Below are 24214 nucleotides of genomic sequence, written 5' to 3' on the forward strand. Positions count from 1 at the left end.
TTTAATCACCCAGTTTGTTAGAGTTTCTCATTTTTTTTGTAGTTCCAAATAAAAATGTCATGATAAAGCCACCTATATATGCTGAAATTAAACCAGCAATATAACCTAGATACATATTGTCTGAGATTAAAGGTAATAAAGATAAGCCACTAGGTCCAACAGCTTTAGCGCCTATATGACCAATTCCTCCAATAACAGCGCCGCCAATACCACCACCAAGACATGCAGTGAAAAAAGGTCTGCCGAGTGGCAACGTTACACCATAAATCAATGGTTCTCCTATACCTAAGAAACCTACAGGTAATGCGCCTTTTAAAGTATTTCTAAGCGGTTGATTATGACGACAGCGAACCCATAAAGCAAGGGCAGCACCAACTTGACCAGCACCAGACATTGCAGCGATAGGTAGTAAATAGGTTGCGCCAGTACTATTAATAAGCTCGATATGGATTGGTGTGAAAACGTGATGAAGTCCTAACATGACTAATGGAAGGAAAAAGGCACCAATAATAAATCCGCTAAAGATACCACCAACGTCAATTACCCAATTCACAACATGTACTAAACCATCTGATATAAAACCAGCAATTGGCATGATTATAAATATCGTCAATAAACCAATGGTAAGTAGTGATAGGGTGGGTGTGATAATAATATCTATTGATTCTGGTACTGCTTTATGTAGTTTCTTCTCAATCATACTTAAGATCCAAACGGCAAATATAACACCTATAATTCCACCTTGACCAGCAACAAGAGGTTCTCCTGTGAAAATATTTTTTATAGGATTTTCATCGGTTAGACCTGTTAATAATGTTGTACCTCCTATAACACCACCTAAACCTGGTGTAGCACCAAAAACTTTAGCACTATTAATCCCAGTGAAAATGGCTAAGTAAGCTAACATACCATCTTTAATAACATTTAATACGGTAACAAGTTGTTTCATGAAATCTCCAGATATCATGTGCGCAGTTAACATATTGTTTAATACTGCAGCTATACCACCGATTAAACCTGCCCCTATAAATGCCGGGATTAAGGGGATAAAGATGTTAGAAATGGACTTTAAAATACGTTGCCATTTACTTTGCTTTCTTGAATTTTGATAATGCTTTTTATTTTCGTTAGCAAGTTGTTCAGCTTGTGATTTATAGCTTTGATTTTCTGAATGATTGATGTCTTCACCCAATGGTACATGACTGTATTCAGCCATTTTATTAGCGACCTTATTAACAATACCTGGGCCAACAATAATTTGAAGGTGATCATCTTCGACAATACCCATGACACCTTCAATTTGATGTAGATTATCGTAATTTACAATACTTGAATCAATGATAGTTAATCGAACTCTAGTCATACAATGCATTATTCGCTGTATATTTTCGATGCCACCTACAGCTTTTATAATTTCTTGAGCAAGTCGTTCTTCTTTACTCATGGAATTAGCCTCCTTTAACCTTTGATGGCTTGCTTAATCACTCCATTATGTTGTAGTAATTTTTGTTGTGCTTCATCTTTGGTTATGTCACTTAAATTCATGACAATAGCAGTTTTAATATCTTTATCGGCTTTTTCATAGAGTAACTTTGCTTCTTCGTCATTTAAATCACATATTTCTTTAATGATGCGTATTGAACGGTGTATTAATTTCTGATTGGTTGGTTTTAAATCTACCATTAAATTATCATAAACTTTGCCAACACCTATCATTGTCATTGTAGAAATCATATTGAGAACGAGTTTTTGTGCCGTTCCTGATTTTAAACGTGTTGATCCTGTTAGTACTTCCGGACCTACAGGTATTTCTAATGCATATTGCGCTACTTTACTCATTTTACTGTCTGTATTACATGAGATTGAAACACTAGTAGCACCCACTTTGTTAGCATAAGTTAAAGCACCTTTAACATAAGGTGTGCGCCCACTTGCAGAAATACCTATAACCATATCATTTTCAGTTAAACCAATATTCTCTAAATCTTTTTGACCTAGCGCTTCATTATCTTCGGCACCTTCAACAGCTTTTGTCATCGCTTTAGGGCCTCCAGCAATAATACCTATTACTTCATTTGGTGAAGTGTTAAAAGTGGGTACACATTCAGCAGCATCTAGTACACCTAATCTACCGCTTGTTCCTGCACCAATGTATATCAATCTACCGTGCTGACTAAATTTTGCAATTGACTCATTAATAACGTTTGTTAACTTTGGAATAATAGATTCTATAGCTTTAGGAACTAATTGATCCTCTTGATTCATTGTTTTAAGTGCATCTTGAATTGACATTTCATCTAAATGCATTGTTTGTGCGTTACGTGATTCAGTTGTTAAATCATTCAATGCTTATGTCTCCTTTAAACATATAAATTCAAAAGTATCGCCTGGCTGCATGATCTTAAGAAAAGGAAGATCTTGTTTACAAATACGTGCAAGACGATTGATATTTGAATGTCCTGGAAGAGATGTTTTAATAATTTGAAGTTCACCTTCATAACGACCATTGAGGTGGTTATCGATAGTAATATCTCCAGGCAAACGTTGTTCGATACCAATAGGTGTAATTTTCTGATTCACCATTAATCTAGATGTTTGAGAACGTAAGACATGTTCGGGCGAATCAATTCTTACATGGTGTTTTGCATATAATAGATTTAATAAATGATTATCATTATTTTCGACATTATTGATATGCAATACAAAGTGATGTTGAACAAATATTTGATAAAGTTGTTTAGCTAAATTGATTTCCAAACCATTGTCAGCAATAACGATAGTATTAATACCAGTTAGTTGTAGTTCATGTACAGCTTGAAAAGCATGTTCATGCCTATGATTTTCTATTGTAGGTAAGCCTTTGTATAGAGGACCTCTTAAGTTTGTTCCAGGAATAAAGGCAAATATCTTAGCATTTGGATCGAACAAATGAATAAGATTATTTTGCTGTTGAAGTGATGACAAACTTAATCCTGTATCAGGTCTAGGATAATAATTATGACAATAAATAAGTGTTCGAATATTTGGATTACTATAAATAGTAGATAATATATGATGCGTTATTGTACTAGCATTAATACAACATTGATATCCTCTTTTTTGAATATCAAGAATAAGATTCACATTAAGTTGATCATCAATTCTAATAACAAATTCCCCGTTTGAGAATTGATCTAATAAACTGTAAAAGTGGTGATTAAGTAAAGAAGGATTTACATCAATAATAAAAGTGATTGAATATTGCGATAATAACTGGCACAATTCTCCCAAATGCGACAGTTTAAATTGATCATCTTCTTCTGGTATTTGAAGAGAAGTAAAAATGGTATCGTATCCCTGAGATACCATTGATAGAATATAAGATTCATTCAATCTTTGTCCTATAGATACCGAGAAACCAAGCATGATCATCCTCCTCAAATAATTGCTTAATCATATCCGATTATAACGCTAATATTATTAATTTACAATTTGCATATTAGAATAAAGTATAAAATTTTTACAAAAAAATTAAAAAACAATAAAAATTAAAATAAATAGTTGTTTAGAGGTTAATGTGTATTCATTAAATATTGTAGAGAAAGAAGTTTTTTAATTGGTATAAGATTTATAATAAGTTAAACTGTCGAAAATCATTAATTGATAATGATTGATGGTTTGGCAACTGTCTCCATTTTTTGTAATGTTAAAAGGATGTTCGTTGAGAAAGGTGATTAAGTTTTTATAATTGTTTAAATTTGGATCAGTAGATTTAAATTGATTTGATAATTGTGAGGTAATCCAGTGAGATTCTTCAATGAGTAAAGTGGTAAATTCGTTTAATATAGTCTCGATTTTGTTATGATTAAAAAGTATATAATACTTTAATTTTTCAGTTATCATAATGAGTTGAGTTAATTTTAATTCTATGTGGGTAAATGTTTCTTGTGAATTCATAAAGCCTCCGTTTAGATATAATGATAAAAAGAAAGGATACATAATATGAAACTTTCGAACAAAGGGTATCGTTTTAAAGATATTGCGTGGAGAGATTTGTTATTAATACCAATTATCTTTATTGGTTTGATAATATTTTCTATGGTAGGTTTTGGGATATTAAATATACATTATACTCACCCAGATAAATTAATGCAGTCAATGATGGCGACTGTTGCACAAGTGATGAGTTATATTATTGCAATTTTAAGTTTTTACCTAATGCATTTAAAATCATTTTCCAAAAGATTTAGTAATGGAATTAATTATGTAAAAAAGCATTGGATATTATTAATTGCCATGTTGCTTATAGCGCTTGGAGTATCATCGCTTTATGAGTGGTTGATGCAATTTTTACCGAAATCATTACAGTATAGTGAAACGCAAAATGAATTAGCACTTGATCAATTATTCAAAATACCTTTATTTTTACCTATAGCGTTTCTTTTAATTGTCTTTGTTGCACCTATTGTTGAAGAATTGGTGTTTAGACATATTCTTATTGGAGAGTTAGGTAAGAAGTTTAATTTTATTTTTATGGGGATTATTTCAGCAGTAACGTTTACTTTAATACATGTTAGTGGTGCGAAATCACCATTTGAATTTGGGGCATACTTTATATTAGCAATTATATTGGTAGTTAGTTATTTAAAAGCTAAAAGAAATTTAGCGGCCTCAATGACCATTCACATATTAAATAACCTCATATCATTTATATGGACGCTATTTATTGTTTATTAGAAAAACGAAGTATAGCCTGTGACATAAAAGATGTCACAGGCTATATGTATATTGTCGCCTAGTGAGATAGTTATAGAAATCATTTAAAGTCATACTTTTTGTGTAACAAATTAGTATGACTTACTTAATAGTAATAAGCTATTAAGAACAGAAGGTTCGCATGAACTAAAGAGTTCATGCATGAGAGTTACTACGCACTAAAGTGCAAGTACCTCTAATGAATTAGGAGTGAAATAAAGGATTACACTAGCTATAGCTAGTGCATAAGAACCACTAGCCTAATGAATTAGGAGTGGTTCTTTATATTTCTGGTGGGGTCTGATAAAAATTGCTGATAGTTATCAATTGTTATATCTTGTGTTTTAATTGTTTTTTCGAATGAATAAGAAATGTCTTGTATATCTTTTATTAAAAGTTCTCTTGTGGAACCTAAGCCGATTTCAAATACAACAGCATGCCATTGACCATCTTTACACAACAATCCAATAAAGATTACATTCTCAGCAACAGTACGATCTTCTTCGTAAAAATCTACTAGCATCACTTTACGCTCAGAACAGTATATTAAAATATCAGAAAAAATATTGGGTAATGTCACCTGAGTAGTGTCTTCAAATTTTATATAATAATCCATCTTTTTTAATAATTTGCGTATACGTGTTTGCGGTAAACTTAAACATTGTTTCAAAATAGCCTGTATTTCTTTTGAATAGGGCAAAGTTGAATAAGATTGACTTTCATTTAATGTAAGAAATAATGCAGAAAGTTGAGCATCTGTTAAAGTTAGCGCAATTTTTGATTGTGATTCTTGAATTTTATAGCCGCCTTGACTGCCATGTGATGCATGTATTTGCACACCTTGATTTTCTAAATCATCTATATCTCTTAGTATTGTACGTTTTGAAACTTTAAATCTTTTTGCTAATTCAGAAGCAGTAATCTTATTACTTTGCTGGATTTCTTGTATCAGTCGATTTTGACGTTCTAATTTATTCAATGAAAGTCACCTCCAATAAACATTACATATTACAATAATTATATCATATAAGCGACAATGATGACATTTGTAGCTTATTTTAGAAATAAAAAGTGAAAAATATCTCAAAAAAATTTTAGAAAACGCTTACAAACGGAAAAAGTTTATGTTAATATATTATTTGTAACAGGGGGAGCGATTAACAAAGGGGTAGAGCTATATAACAGGTAGCTGATAATCGTTCGAGTTACACTAAAACATCTTCAATATTTATTACTTACTTTCCTTTCTATTTGTCGGCTAGCATAAGACTAGCCGATTTTTTTATGTCAAAAATGTTAATTTAGGACTAAAATATAAAGTATTTAAGTAAAACATATTGTGATTGTGTTAGAGTAGATTTTAATAAATTATAGTTTTTAAATAAAATTTGAACATACAATGATAAATAGAAAAATAAAGAGGTGTTATGGATGACTAATTATCAACTAAATGAAATAGATCAAATGGTTACAGAATGGTTGGAAAATATAGACGATATTATCCCTAAATTAATTTTTGATATGCATACTGAAACAAAATTAAATCGATTTGATTTAGTGACAAATGTTGATCAGCAAATCTAAAATGAATTTCAACAATTTTTAAGTAACCACTTACCAGACCATCAATTGTTTGCTGAAGAAAAGAGCAATGAAGGGATTGATCCTAGGCAAGGACGTGTATGGATTATGGATCCTATAGATGGTACAGCGAATTTAGTTAAACAGCAGGAAGATTATTGTATAATTTTAGGTTATTTCATAGATGGAGAACCTAAATTATCATATATCTATGATTATCCACATGGACATTTATATAAAGCGATTGAAAATAAAGGTGCATATGATAACAATCAAATATTTTTAGCGCCGCCAATCATAGAGATAAAAGATGCCATTCTATCATTTAATACTCAAGTGTTGAATGATGAAACAATGCATGAATTATATGATGCATCCTTTGGACATAGAATTATAGGATCATATGGTTTAGATTCATTAAGAGTGATTAAAGGTCAATTTGGTGCACATATCAATACTAATCCTAAACCTTGGGATATCGCAGCTCAATTCTTATTTGCAAAAGAACTTGGTTTAAAAATGAGTTCATTGGATGGCAAACAAATAGACTTATCAACTGCAGCGCCATTTATTATAAGTAATGAAGGATGTTATAAAGAAGTCCTTGAAATTTTAAATAGTGGTTCTGGATACGGAAAGTAATATTATAAATATATTGCCTCATCACTATATGATGTCCATATTTGACACTTAGATTATTCTTTTAAATTAATTTTTGTATAATAAGACTTTAGAAGTATAGTAAAATTAATTTTCTATTATATAATAATTAAGGTATGTAGTATGTGACACAGTTAAGGAAAAGGAGTGATGGGTGTGCGCAGATCAGAAAAAAATAAAATGAGTCTACCCGCAAAAATTTTAGTTTGGTTTATTGGAATTTTATTTATTTTAGCCTTAGTAGCAGTGATTTATGTCGTTGCTAAAATTTTTATCACTGGCGATAAAATACATAATCCTTTAGATAGAGACCATTCTCACTTGAGAGATGGAAAGGTTAATTTAAAAAATGGTGATCCATTTACGATTGCACTATTTGGTGTAGATTCAGATGCTGAACGTAAGGCACAGGGTGGCGGCTCTCGTAGTGATACGATTATGATATTATCAATTAACCCAGAAAAGAAAAAAACTGAAATAGTTAGTGTTCCTAGAGATACACAAGCTAAAATTGTAGGAAAGGGTACAACAGAGAAAATAGCGCACGCTTATGCTTATGGTGGGCCTAGTATGTCTATCAATTCATTAGAAAAATTAATGAATGTACCTATTGATCATTATGCAACCATTGATATGGATGGATTACACGATATGATTGATACACTTGGCGGTATAGATGTTGTCAGCAATGATACTTTTACAACTAATGGCGTTCATTTTGAAAAAGGAAAGAAAACACACGTAAATGGAAAAGAAGCAATGAGCTTTATTCGAAGTCGTAAAGAAGAAGGTGCTGGTGGTGACTTCGGACGTCAAGAACGTCAGCAACTGATATTAGAAGCTATGGCAAATAAAATGACTAGCGCATCTTCTATTGCACACTTCCCATCTTTAATGAATGAAATCCAAAAAAATGTGAAGACAGATTTATCATTAGGTGAACTGAATACTATTAGAAGTAAATATAAAGATGCAAATGATACAGTTAATCGTCATCAACTAGATGGACAAGGTGGTATACAAGACGATGGATTATATTATTTTGTGCCAAGCGATAGCTCTCTTCAAGAAAATGCTAATTTATTAAAAGAAAATCTAAATATGTAATAAAAGTTCATAATTTCAATTAATAAAGAACAATGGTGTTAATAGTTAATACCATTGTTCTTTTTTTGCAATTCTCAAAAGCTTTAATTTTATATTAAAATGTAAAAAGTCCTTAACATTGTATGTTTTAAGTTATACAATTAATATGATTCTATCTATTCATATATGTGGGGCATGTAGTTGGATAGGAATAAAAGAAAATGACGTTAGCAATTACGGAAATATATATAATGGGGTGAAAGTATGAAAGAACATTTAATCGTTACCCTTGACGGAACTGATTATTTAGTTGAACCAGGTACCAATTTATTAGAATTCATACGTTCAAGAGATACATTTGTACCAGCGATTTGTTATAACGAATCAATGGGACCAATTCAAACATGTGATACTTGTACAGTAGAAATAGATGGCAAAATTGAAAGAGCATGTGGAACATCAATCGATAGACCAATGACAGTTAATACAACAACTGACCATGTTCAAGCTTCTCAAAAAGAAGCACTAGATCGTATTTTAGAAAAACATATGTTGTACTGTACAGTTTGTGACTATAACAACGGTGATTGTGAAATTCATAATACGATGGATGAGTGGGGGCTCCAGCATCAAACTTATGAATATAAAGAAAAGCCATATGAAAAAGATTATGGCCCATTTTATCGTTACGATCCGAACCAATGTATTTTATGTGGACGCTGTGTAGAGGCATGCCAAGATATAGAAGTTAATGAAACAATTAGTATTGATTGGGACAGAGAACATCCAAGAGTAATTTGGGATAATGATGTTCCTATTAATGAATCTTCATGTGTATCTTGTGGTCAATGTGCAACAGTATGTCCATGTAATGCAATGATGGAAGTCAATATGGAAGGTAATGCTGGTTATATGACTGATACAGAGCCAGGTTCATTAGCTGCTATGATTGATTTAACTAAAAAGGCTGAGCCAGGATATGGCCCATTATTTGCCATTTCAGATTCTGAAGCAGAAATGCGAAAAGAACGTATCAATAAGACTAAAACTGTATGTACATATTGTGGTGTTGGATGTTCATTTGAAGTATGGACTAAAGATAGAGAAGTATTAAAAGTACAACCTTCACACGATTCACCAGCAAATAAAATTGCATCATGTGTTAAAGGTAAATTCTCATGGGGCCATATTAATTCAGATCAACGTTTGACTAAACCTTTAGTACGTAAAGATGGACAATTCCATGAAGTAGAGTGGGATGAAGCGTTAAATGTAATCGCTGACAACTTTACTAAAATTAAAGAAAAATATGATGCAGATCATTTAGCATTTATTTCTTCGTCTAAGGCAACTAATGAAGAATCTTATTTAATGCAAAAATTATCACGACAAGTTATTGGTACAAACAATGTTGATAATTGCTCAAGATATTGCCAAGCACCAGCAACAAAAGGGTTGTTTAGAACTGTTGGACACGGTGGAGATTCTGGTAGTATTGAAGATTTAGAAAAAGCAGCTATGACTGTACTTATTGGTACAAATACTGCCGAGGCACATCCAGTTATCGCGTCACGTATGAAACGTGCACAAAAACTATTTGGCCAAAAATCTCATGTGTTTGATATTAGAAAACATGAAATGGCTGAACGTGCTGATGAATTCTACCAACCTAAACCAGGAACTGACTTAGTTTGGTTAAGTGCAGTAACAAAATATATTATCGACCATGATTTACATGACAAAGACTTTTTAGATGAATGGGTAGATGATTTTGATAAGTATTATGAATCATTGTCAACATTCACTATGGAATTTGCAGAAGAGACAACTGGAATTTCAAAAGAACGTTTAATTAAATTTGCTAATGAAGTAGCCAAAGCTGAATCAGTATCTATTTGTTGGGCAATGGGTATTACGCAACAAGATATCGGTAGTGATTCAAGTACTGCTATTTCTAATTTATTATTAGTTACAGGTAACTATCGTAAACCAGGTACAGGTGCTTATCCATTACGTGGACATAATAATGTTCAAGGATGTAGTGATATGGGTAGTATGCCAGACAAAATTACAGGTTATCAAAGTGTTGAAGCGGATGATGTTCGTGCTAAATTCGAAAGAGAATATGGCGTAGAATTAAATAAAAAACCAGGTCGTGATAACCACCAAATGATTGAAGGTATTCATAATGGTGAAATCAATTCACTATATTTATACGGTGAAGATACTGGTATTGTTGATTCAAATATCAATTTCGTGCAAGCAGCTTTCGAAAAATTAGACTTTATGGTAGTTCAAGATGAATTTTTAACATATACAGCAACATATGCTGATGTTGTACTACCTGCAAGCCCATCATTAGAAAAAGATGGCACATTCACAAATACAGAACGTCGTATCCAACGTTTATATAAAGCTTTAGAACCTAAAGGCGATTCTAAACCTGACTGGGAAATTTTCCAACTTATTGCTAATCGCTTAGGTTTTAATTGGAATTATCAACATCCTAGCGAAATTATGGATGAAATTGCGCGTTTAACACCTTTATATTCAGGTGTAAGTTATGAGCGTTTAGAAGGGTTCAATAGTTTACAATGGCCAGTTCATGAAGATGGCACAGATGAACCATTACTTTATTTAGAAGGATTTAATTTTGATAATGGTAAAGCTAAACTTTATCCATTAACGTTTGATAATTTCTTTAAAGAAGATGAAGTTTATGACCTTCACGTTAATAACGGTCGATTATTAGAACATTTCCATGAAGGAAATATGACGTATCAAACTGAAATGATTAAATATAAAATGCCTAACGCATTTGTTGAAATCTCACCAGAACTTGCTAAAGATCGAGGTATTCATGAAGGTGCAGAATTAAAATTCATTTCTGAATCAGGTGAAGCTACTTTATTAGCACATATTACTGATAGAGTAAGCGGCAAACAAATTTATATTCCATTAAATAATGACGCCCTTGAAAATGGGGCTATGGGTGCGATCAATGCACTTACGAATAGTGATGTGGATCCTGAAACAGATACACCATCATATAAACGCACTAGCGCTCGCATGGAAGTGATTTCTAAACGTGGTAAGTCACCATTGAATCCAACTAACTTCCGTGTAGATAAACAACGTAATCCACAATACAGTGTTAGAGTTGATAAAAAATGGGATCGTGAGGACTATGTTTTCCCGGGAAATCAGGTGAATGACTAATGGCAGAAAGAATAACTGAAATCAAACGTATGCAAAAGTCACCCGAACAAGTTAAAGCAGAAAGTCTTAACGAAGTATTGGATGCTATATCTGAAAACAAAGACAGTATCTTAAAAGCCATACGATTAGTTAAAGTATTAGATGAAGCGAAAATATTAGATGCATTAAATGGTGGTATTAAAGGTAGACAAGTAATTATTAATAAATTTGCTGTTGAACTTAATAAAGACATTTATACAGGATTACTTTCAAATATGGCATCATTAGTATTCTTATTAGGAGACTTAAATGTTAAAGATTTAAGTGAAATGCTTAATAAACTTAATAGAGGTATGCATGTTGCAAATCAAGCAAGCCCTAACTCTAAAACAACGATTAGAAGCTTAATGGGTGTATTAAAAGATGATGATATGAATCGTAGTCTTACATACATGCTAAACTTATTAAAAGGCATGTCTCGAGAAGACTAATTAACATTTGAGGTCAGAACATTTTATCTAGGATAAGCATATTCTCCTATGATGTTCTGATCTCTTTTCTTTATGTCGACAGAAATTTAAAAAATCATGTATCATGTATATTAAATATTATTTTAAAGAATAGAGGTGTCGTATGATAAATCCTAATATATTAAAAGCAATGGCAATTGTATCCAACGTGTTATTAGTGATAGGTATTATCTTTTTAATTATGTTGAAATTAGTTTTAGCAATTACTTTTTTTGCAGTGTCATTAGCTATTAGCTTAGTTATATTTAATGTACTCTTCAGAGATAAAACAGGAATGAAGATTGCTATTAATGTTTCTTTCTTTATAGTTGTCGTGGCAATTGTCGTTGCTTATTTCGTATTATCTAAATAGTTATAAATAGGAGCTTTGAATAAATGAAAAATATGAGTAAAGCCCGCTTGAGTACATTAGTTATCATTGTACTAATTATTATTTTTGGTATTTTGTATATTATTTTCGATACTAATTTATTTAACAATGATAAACGTGTTTCATTTAATGAAGCAGTATCAAGACAACAAAATAAAGGTGTTCTAAATACAAAAGAAGAAAATGGTGAATTTAAAAAGGCGAATGAATCTGATATTAAAAAAGCAATGTCAATTCACCGTGGTGACAATAAACTAAAATACATGGACATATCTGAAAAGGTTCCTATGTCAGAAGCGGAAGTAAATAAGATACTAAAAGGTAAAGGTATATTAGAAAAACAAGGAAAAAGCTTTTTAGATGCCCAAGATAAATACGAAGTAAATATTATTTATTTAATCAGTCATGCTATTATTGAAACAGGTAATGGACAATCAGATTTAGCTCATGGCATTAAAGATGGTAAACATCATTATTATAACTTTTATGGTATAGGTGCTTTCGATGAAAATGCAGTGCATACTGGTAAAAGTTATGCTAAAAAGCAAGATTGGAATTCACCTAGAAAGGCTATTTTAGGTGGTGCAAAATTTGTTAGAAAGCAATATTTTGAAAATCAGCAAATTTCTTTGTATCAAATGAGATGGAATCCACAAGAACCCGGACAAAATCAATATGCTAGTGATATACATTGGGCAGATAATATTGCCAAGTTTATGAAAAAATATTACGAACAATTTGGTATAAAAAAAGATAAAGTTAGAAAAGATTTTTACTTATAGTCGGTTTCAAATACAAAAGATTAACGTTAGATAGGAAGTTACTATTCATCTGTAATGATGTAGTATACTTCCTTTTTTGTGAAATTTGAAATTTAAGTTGTAAGGACCGAATTTTTTTAAAGTTTGAGATGTGATAAAATATATTAGAATCACAATGATGAGGTGGAATCATATGAAAATCGCAATCGTCGGTGCAGGTATTGGTGGATTAACTGCTGCTGCACTTTTACAAGAACAAGGTCATCAAGTTAAAGTATATGAAAAGAACGACGCTATTAGAGAAATAGGTGCTGGGATAGGTATTGGCGATAATGTGATTAAAAAATTACATAATCACGATTTAGCTAAAGGTATTAAAAACGCAGGTCAAAATTTAACTGCAATGAAAACATTTGATGAACAAAATAATCCATTAATGACTGCTTTTCTTAAACAAGATACACTTAATGTGACATTATCTCGTCAAAAATTAATTAATATTATTCAATCGTACGTTGAACCTGACAGTATTTACTTAAATCATAATGTAACTAAAATAGATAATAATAACTCAAAGGTGACGTTACATTTTATTAAACAGGAAAGTGAAGCATTTGATTTGTGTATTGGTGCAGATGGTATTCATTCCACTGTGAGAAATACTATTGATGAACAAAGTAAAGTACAATATCAAGGTTATACATGTTTTCGTGGTTTAGTGGATGATGTCCAATTAGAAGATCCATTTGTAGCAAAAGAATTTTGGGGTAGAAAAGGTCGAGTAGGTATTGTTCCTCTTGTAGGCAATCAAGCGTATTGGTTTATAACAATTAATACCAAAGAAAATGATCTTAAATACAAATCATTTGGTAAACCACATTTACAAGCGCGTTTTAACCATTACCCAAATGAAGTAAGACATATTCTAGATAAACAAAGTGAAACTGGTATTATATTAAACAATATTTATGATATGAAACCACTCAAATCCTTTGTAAAAGAACGTACTATTTTATTAGGTGACGCTGCACATGCTACAACTCCAAATATGGGACAAGGTGCAGGCCAAGCAATGGAAGACGCAATTGTATTAGCTAATTGTCTAAAAGAATATGATTTTACTAAAGCACTAGAACGTTATGATAAATTAAGAGTCAATCATACATCTAAAGTGATTAAAAAATCACGCAAAATCGGTAAAATAGCTCAATATCAAAATAGATTAATGGTTAAGGCTAGAAATACTGTTATGAAGATATTACCTAATAAAATTGCCTCTAATCAAACTAAATTTCTTTATAAATCTAAAGAAAAATAAAGAGTTACTTCAGAATTTTATTAGATTAGCAGTACTTGTGTCAGAGACATAAAGTTATTAAGAAAAGAGAAACAGCAATCAAGCTCTTTGATGAGCTTGATTGCTGTTTTTAATTACCATTATTTATTATTCACAATAAATTGAGGCGTTTCGCCATTAAGTTTTTTAATAGTGTCGTTAGCAACAATTTTAGCCATCATATCTCTTGCTTCAAATGTTGCATTACCAATATGAGGTGTTAGTACTACATTTTTTAATGTTTTTAATTCATCAGTGATTTGAGGCTCAAATTCATAAACGTCTAAAGCAGCGCCTTCAATTTCTTTATCTTTTAGTGCTTGTACTAATGATTGTTCGTTGACGATAGGACCACGTCCTGCATTTACTAAGTAAGCCGTTGATTTCATTTTCTTAAATTGATCAGTATCAATTAAATGGTGTAAATCAGGATTGTATGCAGCATTTATAGTAATGAAGTCTGCATTTTCCAATAAAGTATCTAAGTCTACGTATTTAGCTCCGATATCTCTTTCTTTTTCTTCTTTACGGTGAGGCCCAGTGTATAACACGTCCATATCAAATGCACGGGCACGTTTTGCAACTGCACCACCAATTTCACCTAAACCTATAATACCAATAGTTTTTTCAGATACTTCTCGTCCTCTAAAGAATAAAGGTGCCCAACCATCAAATCCTTTAGTACGAGATAATTCATCACCTTCAACGATACGACGCGCAACACTTAAGATAAGACCAATTGTTAAATCAGCTGTTGCGTTAGTTGAAGCTTTCGGCGTATTTGTAACATCGATATTTTTTTCACGTGCATAGTCAATATCGACATTGTTGAAGCCAGCACCATAATTTGCAATGATTTTTAAGTTTTTACCACTATCAATAACTTCTTTATCAACGTTTGTTGATAGTAAACTTATTAATGCTGTTGCATCTTTAACACCATTTATCAATGCCTCTTTACTTATTAAACCTTCGTCATCATACATTTCTACTTCAAAATGCTTTTTCAAAAGTTCTAATCCAACTTCTGGAATTGCACCTGCGATAAATACCTTTTCCATCCTAATCACTCCTTTTATCAACAGTATATAAAAAGATACGAGTCTTAACAATTAATTCAACTATAAGAATAGGTCAAATTAACTTATTAATCGTAATCCGATTACAGCAGCTAATATCATTGCAATACATATAATACGAAATACATTTTTAGATTCATTATAAAAAATCATACCTATAATAGTACCTCCCGCTGTACCAATGCCTGTCCAAATAGCATAAGCAGTACCCATAGGTATTTCAGTCATTGAAAGCTTCAATGTGCTAAAACTACAGACAAAAGCTATCCCAATTAAAATCATAAATATTTTATTTTTAGTTCGAGACCATTCATTCATAAATACAACGCCAGTAATTTCTAAACAACCAGCGATGATGAGATATATCCATGACATTATTGATGACCTCCTTCAACATCTTCATTCGTTGAAAGTTTTAAACCGACAATTCCTAATATTAATAATATAATTAGAAATAATTTAATAAATGTAAAAGGTTGATTGAAAAAGACCATATCAACAATAACTGTACCTGCAGCTCCTATACCAACAAAAAAAGCGTATACAGTACCTACAGGTAAGCTTTTAGTAGTATCAATCACAAGATAGAAGCTTAAAAATATAAAAATAAGTGTTACTAACCAACTAATAAATGAATCAGCGTTATTCAAACCAGTAACCCATATGATTTCTACTAATCCTGCTAAAATGACTTTTAACCATTTCAATATCGTATTCCTCCTAATAAAATAACAATAAATCTATTCTCTCAAAATCGGTGATAAGAGGCAAAATGTAAGTGTTATAACATAAAAAACTTGTAAATGATTAATTAATCATTTACAAGTTTGTATTCATTATTCAAATTACTATCAATACTAGATATGGATATAGTTGTATGAACCAGCTTCACTTGCTGAGATAGTACGTGTACTAACAGAGAAAGGTCCACCATTATAGTTCATTTCTGAAACTGTAACTGATCCATCGCTGCTAACATTTTCAACATAAGCAACGTGACCGTAGCCGCCAGCTGATGATTGTAAAATTGATCCTGTTTTAGGTGTGTTGTTTAATGTATAACCAGCTTGTTGTGCTGCTGATGCCCAATTTCTAGCATCTCCCCAAGTTGAACCAATTTTTCCACCGACTTTGTCATATACGTACCAAGTACATTGACCAGCAGTATATAAATTACCAGATGAAGAATTCTGTGTAGTAGTAGATGTTGTAGTAGTTGTAGTTGAAGTCTGTGTTGTATTATATGATTGATTATTTGGTTGATTAAATTCAGCAGCATCTGCATGATGAGATGTTGTACCGAAATATGCAGCGCCAATGCCTGCTGTTAATGTAGTAATAGTTGCAATTTTTTTCATGATAAATATCCTCCCGAATTTGTTTGGTATTAATATGTAAAGTGATATGGTGTAGCGATCCAAATATCATCTTCATTTACCAATTTAAGTTTTAATCGTTTTACGACAAGAGTAACTTTAACAGATATCAATGACTTTGTGTGTGTTGTTACACTATCGTAATTAAATTAAAAAAACCATGACTCTTGTTGTAATAAACAAAAATCATGGTAATAAATATAGTTAACGCTTACAATGGCGTTGTTAATCTATTTTTTTAATATAAGTAACATTTCTAAAAAACATATATTACAAGAGGTTGTAATAAACTATCCAGAAATTATTTGAAAAATCTTATGCTTAAAGGAATTAAATATTCTTTACCACCATAATATTTTACACATGCAATGATAGTAAAAATAAATGATAGTAAACATAAAACTAATAATGCAATTACGCCAACAATATAGAAGATGATGCCAATCATTGCGGCAGTATCATTATTCATACTTAAACCGATAATAAAAGGTATTAACATAATTACTGTAAGAATGATTGTCCAAATAGTATACGAAATAGCAAAATTAAAATAGTTCTTACCAGCTTTATCAACAAGTTTAGATTCTTTACGTTTAATAACCCAAATAATAATCGGTCCAATAATGCCACTAAATAAACTTAGTAGATATATTAGCATAGACATAAGACGTGAATCTTCATCGTTCGAATCAACCATTTGAGACGGTTGATCAGATATTTCATTATCTTGAAATTGTTCTGCCATAGGAATACCTCCATCTTATATGTAAATTAAATTTATTACATCTTTACTATATCAAATGTTTATAAATTAATAAATAAGTTTTTAGTTTATATAATAACATGTTTTGTCTTATCGTCTATCAACAGGTTTATTTATTTTAAAATAGGATATATAAAATTATTAGTTTCGTCATTAAGTATTCTGTAACCTAAGTTTATATATAAATTTAATATGTAAATGGTGACTAAACTAAATAAATAGTTTAATCATATTGTATTAACAATTATAATGTAGAAATGTAAAATTATTAATGATTTACGAAGGTATAGAGTGGGACTAGGATAACTTTTTATAAAGCCATTTTAGTTCCACCTTTTTAATGAAATATAAATAAGAAAGAGGTTTTTATATGAAAATTGCAATTATTGGATCAGGTAATGGTGCAGTAACAGCTGCTTTAGATATGGTAGACAAAGGGCATGATGTTAAATTATATTGCCGAAATCAATCTATTGAAAAGTTCAATAAAGCATTTGAACGTGGTGGGTTTGAATTTAATAATGAAGGCGAAGAAAAATTTATAGAATTCACTAATATTAGTGATGATATTGAAGATGTAATGAAAGATACAGAAATTATTCAAGTTATTATTCCTTCTTCATTTATAGAATATTATGCAAAAGTGATGTCTTATCATGTGACAAATGATCAATTAATATTCTTTAACATTGCAGCTTCTATGGCTTCTATTCGTTTTATGAATGTATTAGAAGACAGACATATTGATGTTATGCCTAATTTTGCAGAAGCGAATACATTAACATATGGGACTCGTGTTGACTTTAATGAAGCACGTGTTGATTTATCTTTAAACGTACGTAGAGTTTATTTCTCAACATTTAACAGAGAAGAATTGAATGATAGTTATGATAAAGTATCAGAAATTTATCCAAACCTAGTTAAAGAAGAAAGTTTACTTAAAACTAATTTAGAAAATGGTAACCCCGAAGTTCATCCAGGGCCAACTTTATTAAATGTAGGTCGTATAGATTATGCAGAAGAGTTCTCATTATATAAAGAAGGAATAACAAAACATACGGTACGTTTACTTCATGGCATTGAATTAGAACGTTTAAATTTAGGACGTAAATTAGGTTTTGAGTTAGAAACCGCTAAAGAATCAAGAATTCAAAGAGGGTATTTAGAACGTAAAGATGAAGACGAACCATTAAATAGATTATTTAATACCAGTCCAGTATTTTCTCAAATTCCAGGTCCTAATCATGTGGAAAATAGATATCTGACAGAGGATATTGCATATGGTCTAGTGCTATGGTCAAGTTTAGGCCGTGTCATAGATGTACCTACACCTAATATAGATGCAGTCATTGTCATTGCTTCTACTATATTAGAACGTGATTTCTTTGAAGATGGTTTAACTGTAGAAGAATTAGGATTAGATAAATTAGATTTAGAATAATTACATGTCAAAAATATTGAAAGGAAAGAGGTCTTGTTTCAAAAAGAAAAGTATAGATAAGGGGAAAATATATGAAAAGACAACCAACTTTTTTAGAATCGATATCTACTATTATAGTTATGGTAATAGTAGTAACTACTGGTTTTGTAATATTTAACATACCTATTCAAGTATTGTTATTGATCTCTTCTGCGTATGCAGCTTGTATTGCATACCGTGTAGGCTTACGATGGGAAGATTTGGAAGAAGGAATTTCTAAACGTTTAAATACAGCAATGCCAGCTATATTTATCATTTTAGCAGTAGGTATTATAGTTGGTAGCTGGATGTTTTCAGGTACAGTTCCGGCACTCATTTATTATGGTCTTAATTTCTTAAATCCGAGTTATTATTTAGTATCAGCTTTTATAATTAGTGCAATTACTTCAGTAGCAACAGGGACTGCTTGGGGATCTGCATCCACTGCAGGGATTGCTTTAATATCAATAGGAAATCAATTAGGCATTGATAGTGGTATGGCTGCCGGTGCAATTATTGCTGGAGCTGTTTTTGGTGATAAAATGTCGCCACTTTCTGATACTACCAATTTAGCAGCTTTAGTTACAAAGGTGAATATCTTTGCACATATCAAATCGATGATGTGGACAACAATTCCTGCATCAATCATAGGTTTAATTGTTTGGTTTTTTGCTGGATTACGCTACCATAGTCAAACTAATCCTAAACAAATTGAACAATTACTACATGAACTTGCAAAGATATATCATATCAATGTATTTGTATGGATTCCTTTAATTGTTATAATCATTTGTTTACTATGTAAAATATCTACAGTACCTGCGATGTTAATATCAAGTTTAAGTGCATTATTAGTCGGTACATTTAATAATCATTTCAATATCGTTGATGGATTTAAAGCGACATTTAATGGCTTTAGCCATACAATGACGAATCATAGCCATGTGTCGAATAATGTTAAAGCACTTATTGAGCAAGGCGGTATGATGAGTATGACCGAAATTATTGTTACGATATTTTGCGGTTATGCATTTGCGGGGATAGTAGAAAGAACAGGTTGTTTAGACGTATTGTTAAAAACTGTCTCTAAAGGTGTTAATTCAGTAGGGACACTGATTTTAATAACAGTTGTATGTTGTCTTATGTTAGTTTTTGCAGCAGGTGTAGCTTCTATCGTCATCATTATGGTTGGCGTTTTAATGAAAGAAATGTTTGAGGAAAGACAATTATCGCAAACTGTGTTATCAAGAACGTTAGAAGATTCAAGTACAATGGTGTTACCTTTAATTCCTTGGGGTACTTCAGGTATATACTATGCACAACAATTAAATGTAAATGTTAATGACTTCTTTATTTGGACAGTTCCTTGTTACATTTGCGCAATTATAGCAGTGATATATGGCTTTACAGGAATAGGAATTAAAAAAATTAATAAAAATGAAGTTTAAATTAATAAATAAGTGGAAAATAGTAAATACGTTAAAACAATTACATAGGTATAAATTGTAGCGATTATATCTTCATTATGTTTTAACTATGATAACTATCCTTCTAATTAGAGTAGGGGTTAAGTTTTGTAGCGGAATTTAACCGTGAAATATTAGACTAAACGAATTCTTTTAAACAACATATTAATAAATTGCCAATTATTATGAGAAAGACTAATCAAGAAATTTATTTGAATTTGTTTATAATCAAAGAACCAGGTGAGATATATTGATATTACCTGGTTCGTTTGGTTATTGACTATGTCGAATGATAAGTTACGACATTTTTGATGAGTAAATAATAGTTGCACTAATATAATATAAGAAGACCGAGCTATGAAATCACTAGAAAGTGACTTATAGTTCGGTCTTCTTTTTATTAATATTTAAAATTGATTAGTGAATGTAGTTATATGAAGCGGCTTGACTAGCTGAGATTGTACGTGAAGTAACAACACCAGCACCATGACCATAATTCATTTCAGATACACGTACTGAACCATTACTATTTACACTTTCAACATATGCAACGTGACCATATCCACCTTGAGTTGTTTGTAAAATAGAACCAGCAGCTGGTTTATTATTTACTGTATAACCTGCAGCTGCAGCAGCATTTGCCCAGTTATTAGCATTGCCCCAAGTTGATCCAACTTTACCACCTACGCGATCATATACGTAATAAGTACATTGACCAGCAGTATATAAGTTACCACCATTTGAAGATGCTTGAGATAATGATACACCGTTTGATGATGGTGCAGTAGTAGTAGTTACATGTACATTGCTGCTTGAAGTTGAGTAACTAGCACCAAGACCACCTGTACGTTGGTTGTTTTGATTATAAGCTTGTGTATTATAGCCGTAATCATAACTATTTTTGTAGCTATTGTAATTATTGTTATAACTATTGTAATTATTATTGTTGTAATTGTAAGCTTGAGTATTGTAACCATAATCGTAGCTATTATTTTGGTTTACTTGATTTGGACTCCAGTTACCTTTCCAAGTGTAGTGGTAGTTACCTTGTTGATCGATTGTGTATGAGTAACTATATGAACTTGGGTCATTTGGGTTGTAGCCCCCGTTATTATTTTCTGCTGCTTGAGCATCATGACTTGCAAAAGCGAAAGTAGCGATTCCTGCAGTTGCGATTGTAGCTGTAGCGATTTTTTTCATTTGATAAATATCCTCCTAAAATATGTTTAAAAAGTTTAAATAGCATTAATGCTATAGTTTATGTAAGTTTTATTTCGTTTGTTAACGACAAGACATACTTTACCAAAAAAAAGTGAATTTGTGTGCCTTGTTATTGATTTGTAATTTTATGCTAATATTGTTACACAATTTAAAATTAATATAATAGTACATGAAAGGCACATAAATATGGTGGTTAAGCTATTTATCAAATATATTAAAAAAGTTACAAAATGATGTGTTACATATCTGTAAATTTACAGAAAATTTAAATTGAATATAGATGAAAAGTATAAACAAAATTTTTAAGTGTGAGACAACCTCTTTTAATCATACGTTGACTAACGTGCATATTTTAAAATCAAAGTAAGATGAATGAGCAGTGATAAAATATTAAGAAATATGGATAAAGTAACATATAGTTCAAAACATGCTATTTAAATATAATTAAAAATTGATATAATATTAAAATAAATTGCTACTATAAATTTTTGAATCATTATACAATTAAGTAAGAAGATAGATGTTATCTAATTTAAAGATTTAAAAGAAATGGGGACAAAATAAAGATTAGAAATATGTCTATATGCAACGTGAGGAATTTAAATGATAGAAAATTATTCAATTCGTGTTTTCAAGAATTTAATTATTAATAATAGTAAAGAGACAAATGTTAAACTTGTTTATTGGTTGAAAGGGAATGGAGATATATTAATCAACTTAAAAAGATATAAAATGCAAACCGGTAGCATTGCACTTATTATGATTAATGATGTGTATCAAATTAATAGTGAAGAACAAGCTATAACTAGTCTAATAGAAATTTCGGCAAAGGATTTTATGAGATTTATGACTCCTGGGACGAGTTTATTAGGTGGAGAAATTAATTCAGAAAATCATACAAGAATATCTTGGTTATTAAAGAAACTAATTGAATTAAGATGTATCAATCAAACTCAATACATGACGATAGATAAAGTTATTAAATACTTGTGTATCGAACTATGTTCAGTTGATTCAAATATTAATGATAATGAAAAATTATCTTTTATTGCTGAACCAGTTCATGAATACTTAGTTAAGAATCATTCACAAAAAATTATTAAAAGTGATCTCGTGTCTGCTACAAAAATACCTAGCCAATTATTAACAGAAATGTTTCGTCATACGCCATTCAATAGTTTTAATCAATATTTAAATCATATTAGACTTAGATTTTGTTTATTAGATATTATTTCAACGAATCTTCCTATTGAAGATATAGCTGGTAAGCATGGGTTTAATCACTATTCTCGATTTATACAACTTTTTAAAGAAGCTTATGGACAAACTCCTAAATTAATTAGAAAGAAATACATAGGAACATCTATCTCAAATAATGAAACTGAAGAAATTAAATTGGACGAAAATGTGTTTAAACTTATACGTAATATAGAGAAAGGTTCTAATAACACATCTATACAATGTGATATTCAATTTTCTGCGCAAGACAAACAGAATTGTATTTTTCCATATCAACTTTATATAGAAATGAATAAATTAATGACGTTGAGTCATTTTGATTTATTAAAATTAAAAAATAAATTGAATTATAGAAGTAATGAGATACATCTTATTATTGACATTGATTTTGACTTAATTATGCAAAATATAAAAATATTTGAAGATAACATAACTCAATTGTTGACATTAATGGACGATGTACATATGACGCCTGTTTATAAAATCAAAACTAAACAATCTAAGTATTTTACAGCGCAAGAAAGAATAGCATTACAACAATTAATGAATACGTTGTTTCAAGTATCAAGACGCTTTAGAAATGAAAATATTGAATTTTTAATGCATGAATTAAGTTTATTTGAAATAAAAGAACTTAAGCAAATTTTAAATTCATATTTTGATAATCACATTTTGCTATGGAGACCTAATGAAGAACAATTAGCAATAGTTGAACAAGTTGAAACATTCGTTGACTATATTATTCTTCCAATAAATCAGACAGATAAAATCAAATTAGCGCAACCAAATAAGTTAATGATAAGTAATTTATTTACAAATACAACAAAAGAACTTATTGATATAGTTGATTTAAAAAATTTGAAAAATATATTTAAACATCTATGTAATATGAGATCTATTCATTTATATTGGCAACATTTAGATTTGAAAGAAAAACAGTCATCTCAAATTTCATTGTCAGATTCCATTTTATTTATGCTAAATATTTTTAATCAACTACGAGGGGATATAGTTTATCTAGATACACAATTATTAGTTACTAATTATAAAAATGAATATCAATGTATTACACAATTTGATTTACCTATTTCCAAAAATCCAAATGTTGAGCAAGTTCAATTAAATTTCTCAAGTATTAATAAAATCACTCATGCTGAAATTAACATGATTAATTATCAAACATTTATGAAACCAATGAAAAACGATAATGAATCAATTGTAAGTGAAATGAAAATAGAGAACCTTTATTGGATTGGCGAAATGACTAAAAAAGACATAGAAGAAAGCTTAATTCGATTACCAAGTATGACAATAGCACATATTAAAATATTGATTTAGTTAATTATGCATGACTG

The 24214-nt window shown here is 30.6% G+C and carries 21 protein-coding genes and 1 pseudogene; 11 read left to right on the forward strand and 11 right to left on the reverse strand.

Going from position 1 to position 24214, the window contains the following annotated elements:
* Position 1 precedes the first annotated feature (1 nt).
* From NSQ15_RS02780 to NSQ15_RS02795, 4 genes are all read right to left on the reverse strand, one after another.
* Positions 2-1444, reverse strand: coding sequence for a PTS transporter subunit EIIC (locus NSQ15_RS02780; protein WP_124760710.1), 1443 nt, complete (start codon positions 1442-1444; stop codon positions 2-4).
* Between the two features lie 14 nt (positions 1445-1458).
* The gene (gene murQ, locus NSQ15_RS02785; RefSeq protein WP_017636460.1) at positions 1459-2346 is read right to left on the reverse strand and encodes an N-acetylmuramic acid 6-phosphate etherase; all 888 of its coding nucleotides are present in this window, start codon (positions 2344-2346) and stop codon (positions 1459-1461) included.
* 3 nt (positions 2347-2349) lie between these two features.
* The gene (locus NSQ15_RS02790) at positions 2350-3405 is read right to left on the reverse strand and encodes a MupG family TIM beta-alpha barrel fold protein (protein ID WP_070453552.1); all 1056 of its coding nucleotides are present in this window, start codon (positions 3403-3405) and stop codon (positions 2350-2352) included.
* Between the two features lie 186 nt (positions 3406-3591).
* Positions 3592-3936 carry a hypothetical protein gene (locus tag NSQ15_RS02795; protein ID WP_107999885.1) on the reverse strand — a complete coding sequence of 115 codons (345 nt, stop codon included), beginning with the start codon at positions 3934-3936 and terminating at the stop codon, positions 3592-3594.
* A gap of 45 nt (positions 3937-3981) precedes the next feature.
* Here NSQ15_RS02795 and NSQ15_RS02800 point away from each other — a divergent pair, with 45 nt between their 5' ends.
* Positions 3982-4716 carry a CPBP family intramembrane glutamic endopeptidase gene (locus tag NSQ15_RS02800; protein WP_217194117.1) on the forward strand — a complete coding sequence of 245 codons (735 nt, stop codon included), beginning with the start codon at positions 3982-3984 and terminating at the stop codon, positions 4714-4716.
* 286 nt (positions 4717-5002) lie between these two features.
* Here NSQ15_RS02800 and NSQ15_RS02805 read toward each other — a convergent pair whose 3' ends face one another.
* A complete protein-coding gene (locus NSQ15_RS02805) occupies positions 5003-5713 on the reverse strand; it encodes a helix-turn-helix transcriptional regulator (protein ID WP_107999887.1) in 711 nt (236 codons plus the stop codon).
* A gap of 452 nt (positions 5714-6165) precedes the next feature.
* Here NSQ15_RS02805 and NSQ15_RS02810 point away from each other — a divergent pair.
* The 7 genes and pseudogenes from NSQ15_RS02810 to NSQ15_RS02840 all read left to right on the forward strand — a co-directional run bounded on the left by NSQ15_RS02810 (position 6166) and on the right by NSQ15_RS02840 (position 14238).
* Positions 6166-6957 (forward strand): annotated as a pseudogene (locus NSQ15_RS02810) (inositol monophosphatase family protein).
* 174 nt (positions 6958-7131) lie between these two features.
* The gene (locus tag NSQ15_RS02815) at positions 7132-8082 is read left to right on the forward strand and encodes an LCP family glycopolymer transferase (RefSeq protein WP_029055824.1); all 951 of its coding nucleotides are present in this window, start codon (positions 7132-7134) and stop codon (positions 8080-8082) included.
* 243 nt (positions 8083-8325) lie between these two features.
* Positions 8326-11280, forward strand: coding sequence for a formate dehydrogenase subunit alpha (gene fdhF, locus NSQ15_RS02820; protein WP_154835203.1), 2955 nt, complete (start codon positions 8326-8328; stop codon positions 11278-11280).
* On the forward strand, positions 11280-11750 hold the full coding sequence (locus NSQ15_RS02825) for a DUF1641 domain-containing protein (RefSeq protein WP_124760718.1): 471 nt from the start codon (positions 11280-11282) through the stop codon (positions 11748-11750). Before fdhF ends, NSQ15_RS02825 begins: the two co-directional genes overlap by 1 nt.
* Positions 11751-11892: 142 nt before the next feature.
* A complete protein-coding gene (locus tag NSQ15_RS02830) occupies positions 11893-12141 on the forward strand; it encodes a hypothetical protein (RefSeq protein WP_017636451.1) in 249 nt (82 codons plus the stop codon).
* Between the two features lie 23 nt (positions 12142-12164).
* Positions 12165-12941 (forward strand): N-acetylglucosaminidase, encoded by a 777-nt coding sequence (locus NSQ15_RS02835; RefSeq protein ID WP_046467130.1) that lies wholly within the window; start codon positions 12165-12167, stop codon positions 12939-12941.
* A 172-nt stretch (positions 12942-13113) separates the two neighbouring features.
* On the forward strand, positions 13114-14238 hold the full coding sequence (locus NSQ15_RS02840; protein WP_029055829.1) for an FAD-dependent monooxygenase: 1125 nt from the start codon (positions 13114-13116) through the stop codon (positions 14236-14238).
* 119 nt (positions 14239-14357) lie between these two features.
* Here NSQ15_RS02840 and NSQ15_RS02845 read toward each other — a convergent pair whose 3' ends face one another.
* The 5 genes from NSQ15_RS02845 to NSQ15_RS02865 all read right to left on the reverse strand — a co-directional run bounded on the left by NSQ15_RS02845 (position 14358) and on the right by NSQ15_RS02865 (position 17408).
* The gene (locus tag NSQ15_RS02845) at positions 14358-15317 is read right to left on the reverse strand and encodes a 2-hydroxyacid dehydrogenase family protein (protein WP_217232370.1); all 960 of its coding nucleotides are present in this window, start codon (positions 15315-15317) and stop codon (positions 14358-14360) included.
* Between the two features lie 78 nt (positions 15318-15395).
* A complete protein-coding gene (locus NSQ15_RS02850) occupies positions 15396-15710 on the reverse strand; it encodes a DMT family transporter (protein WP_029055831.1) in 315 nt (104 codons plus the stop codon).
* The gene (locus tag NSQ15_RS02855) at positions 15710-16042 is read right to left on the reverse strand and encodes a DMT family transporter (protein WP_029055832.1); all 333 of its coding nucleotides are present in this window, start codon (positions 16040-16042) and stop codon (positions 15710-15712) included. Before NSQ15_RS02855 ends, NSQ15_RS02850 begins: the two co-directional genes overlap by 1 nt.
* Positions 16043-16192: 150 nt before the next feature.
* The gene (locus NSQ15_RS02860; RefSeq protein ID WP_340746920.1) at positions 16193-16693 is read right to left on the reverse strand and encodes a CHAP domain-containing protein; all 501 of its coding nucleotides are present in this window, start codon (positions 16691-16693) and stop codon (positions 16193-16195) included.
* Between the two features lie 319 nt (positions 16694-17012).
* Positions 17013-17408 carry a DUF4870 domain-containing protein gene (locus tag NSQ15_RS02865; protein ID WP_375543613.1) on the reverse strand — a complete coding sequence of 132 codons (396 nt, stop codon included), beginning with the start codon at positions 17406-17408 and terminating at the stop codon, positions 17013-17015.
* 436 nt (positions 17409-17844) lie between these two features.
* On the opposite strand from NSQ15_RS02865, the gene NSQ15_RS02870 reads away from it, so the two are divergent.
* Positions 17845-18915 carry an NAD/NADP-dependent octopine/nopaline dehydrogenase family protein gene (locus NSQ15_RS02870; RefSeq protein ID WP_340746921.1) on the forward strand — a complete coding sequence of 357 codons (1071 nt, stop codon included), beginning with the start codon at positions 17845-17847 and terminating at the stop codon, positions 18913-18915.
* A gap of 71 nt (positions 18916-18986) precedes the next feature.
* Positions 18987-20381, forward strand: coding sequence for a Na+/H+ antiporter NhaC (gene nhaC, locus NSQ15_RS02875; protein WP_029055835.1), 1395 nt, complete (start codon positions 18987-18989; stop codon positions 20379-20381).
* A 435-nt stretch (positions 20382-20816) separates the two neighbouring features.
* On the opposite strand, the gene NSQ15_RS02880 is transcribed toward nhaC, so the two are convergent.
* Positions 20817-21599: a CHAP domain-containing protein gene (locus tag NSQ15_RS02880; RefSeq protein ID WP_017636248.1), complete on the reverse strand. Its 783-nt coding sequence runs from the start codon at positions 21597-21599 to the stop codon at positions 20817-20819.
* Positions 21600-22223: 624 nt separating this feature from the next.
* On the opposite strand from NSQ15_RS02880, the gene NSQ15_RS02885 reads away from it, so the two are divergent.
* On the forward strand, positions 22224-24197 hold the full coding sequence (locus NSQ15_RS02885; RefSeq protein ID WP_340746922.1) for a helix-turn-helix transcriptional regulator: 1974 nt from the start codon (positions 22224-22226) through the stop codon (positions 24195-24197).
* The last annotated feature ends 17 nt before the right edge of the window (positions 24198-24214 follow it).

The organism is Staphylococcus sp. FSL W8-0774, from assembly GCF_038006785.1.
In the GTDB taxonomy this organism is placed as follows: domain Bacteria; phylum Bacillota; class Bacilli; order Staphylococcales; family Staphylococcaceae; genus Staphylococcus; species Staphylococcus pasteuri.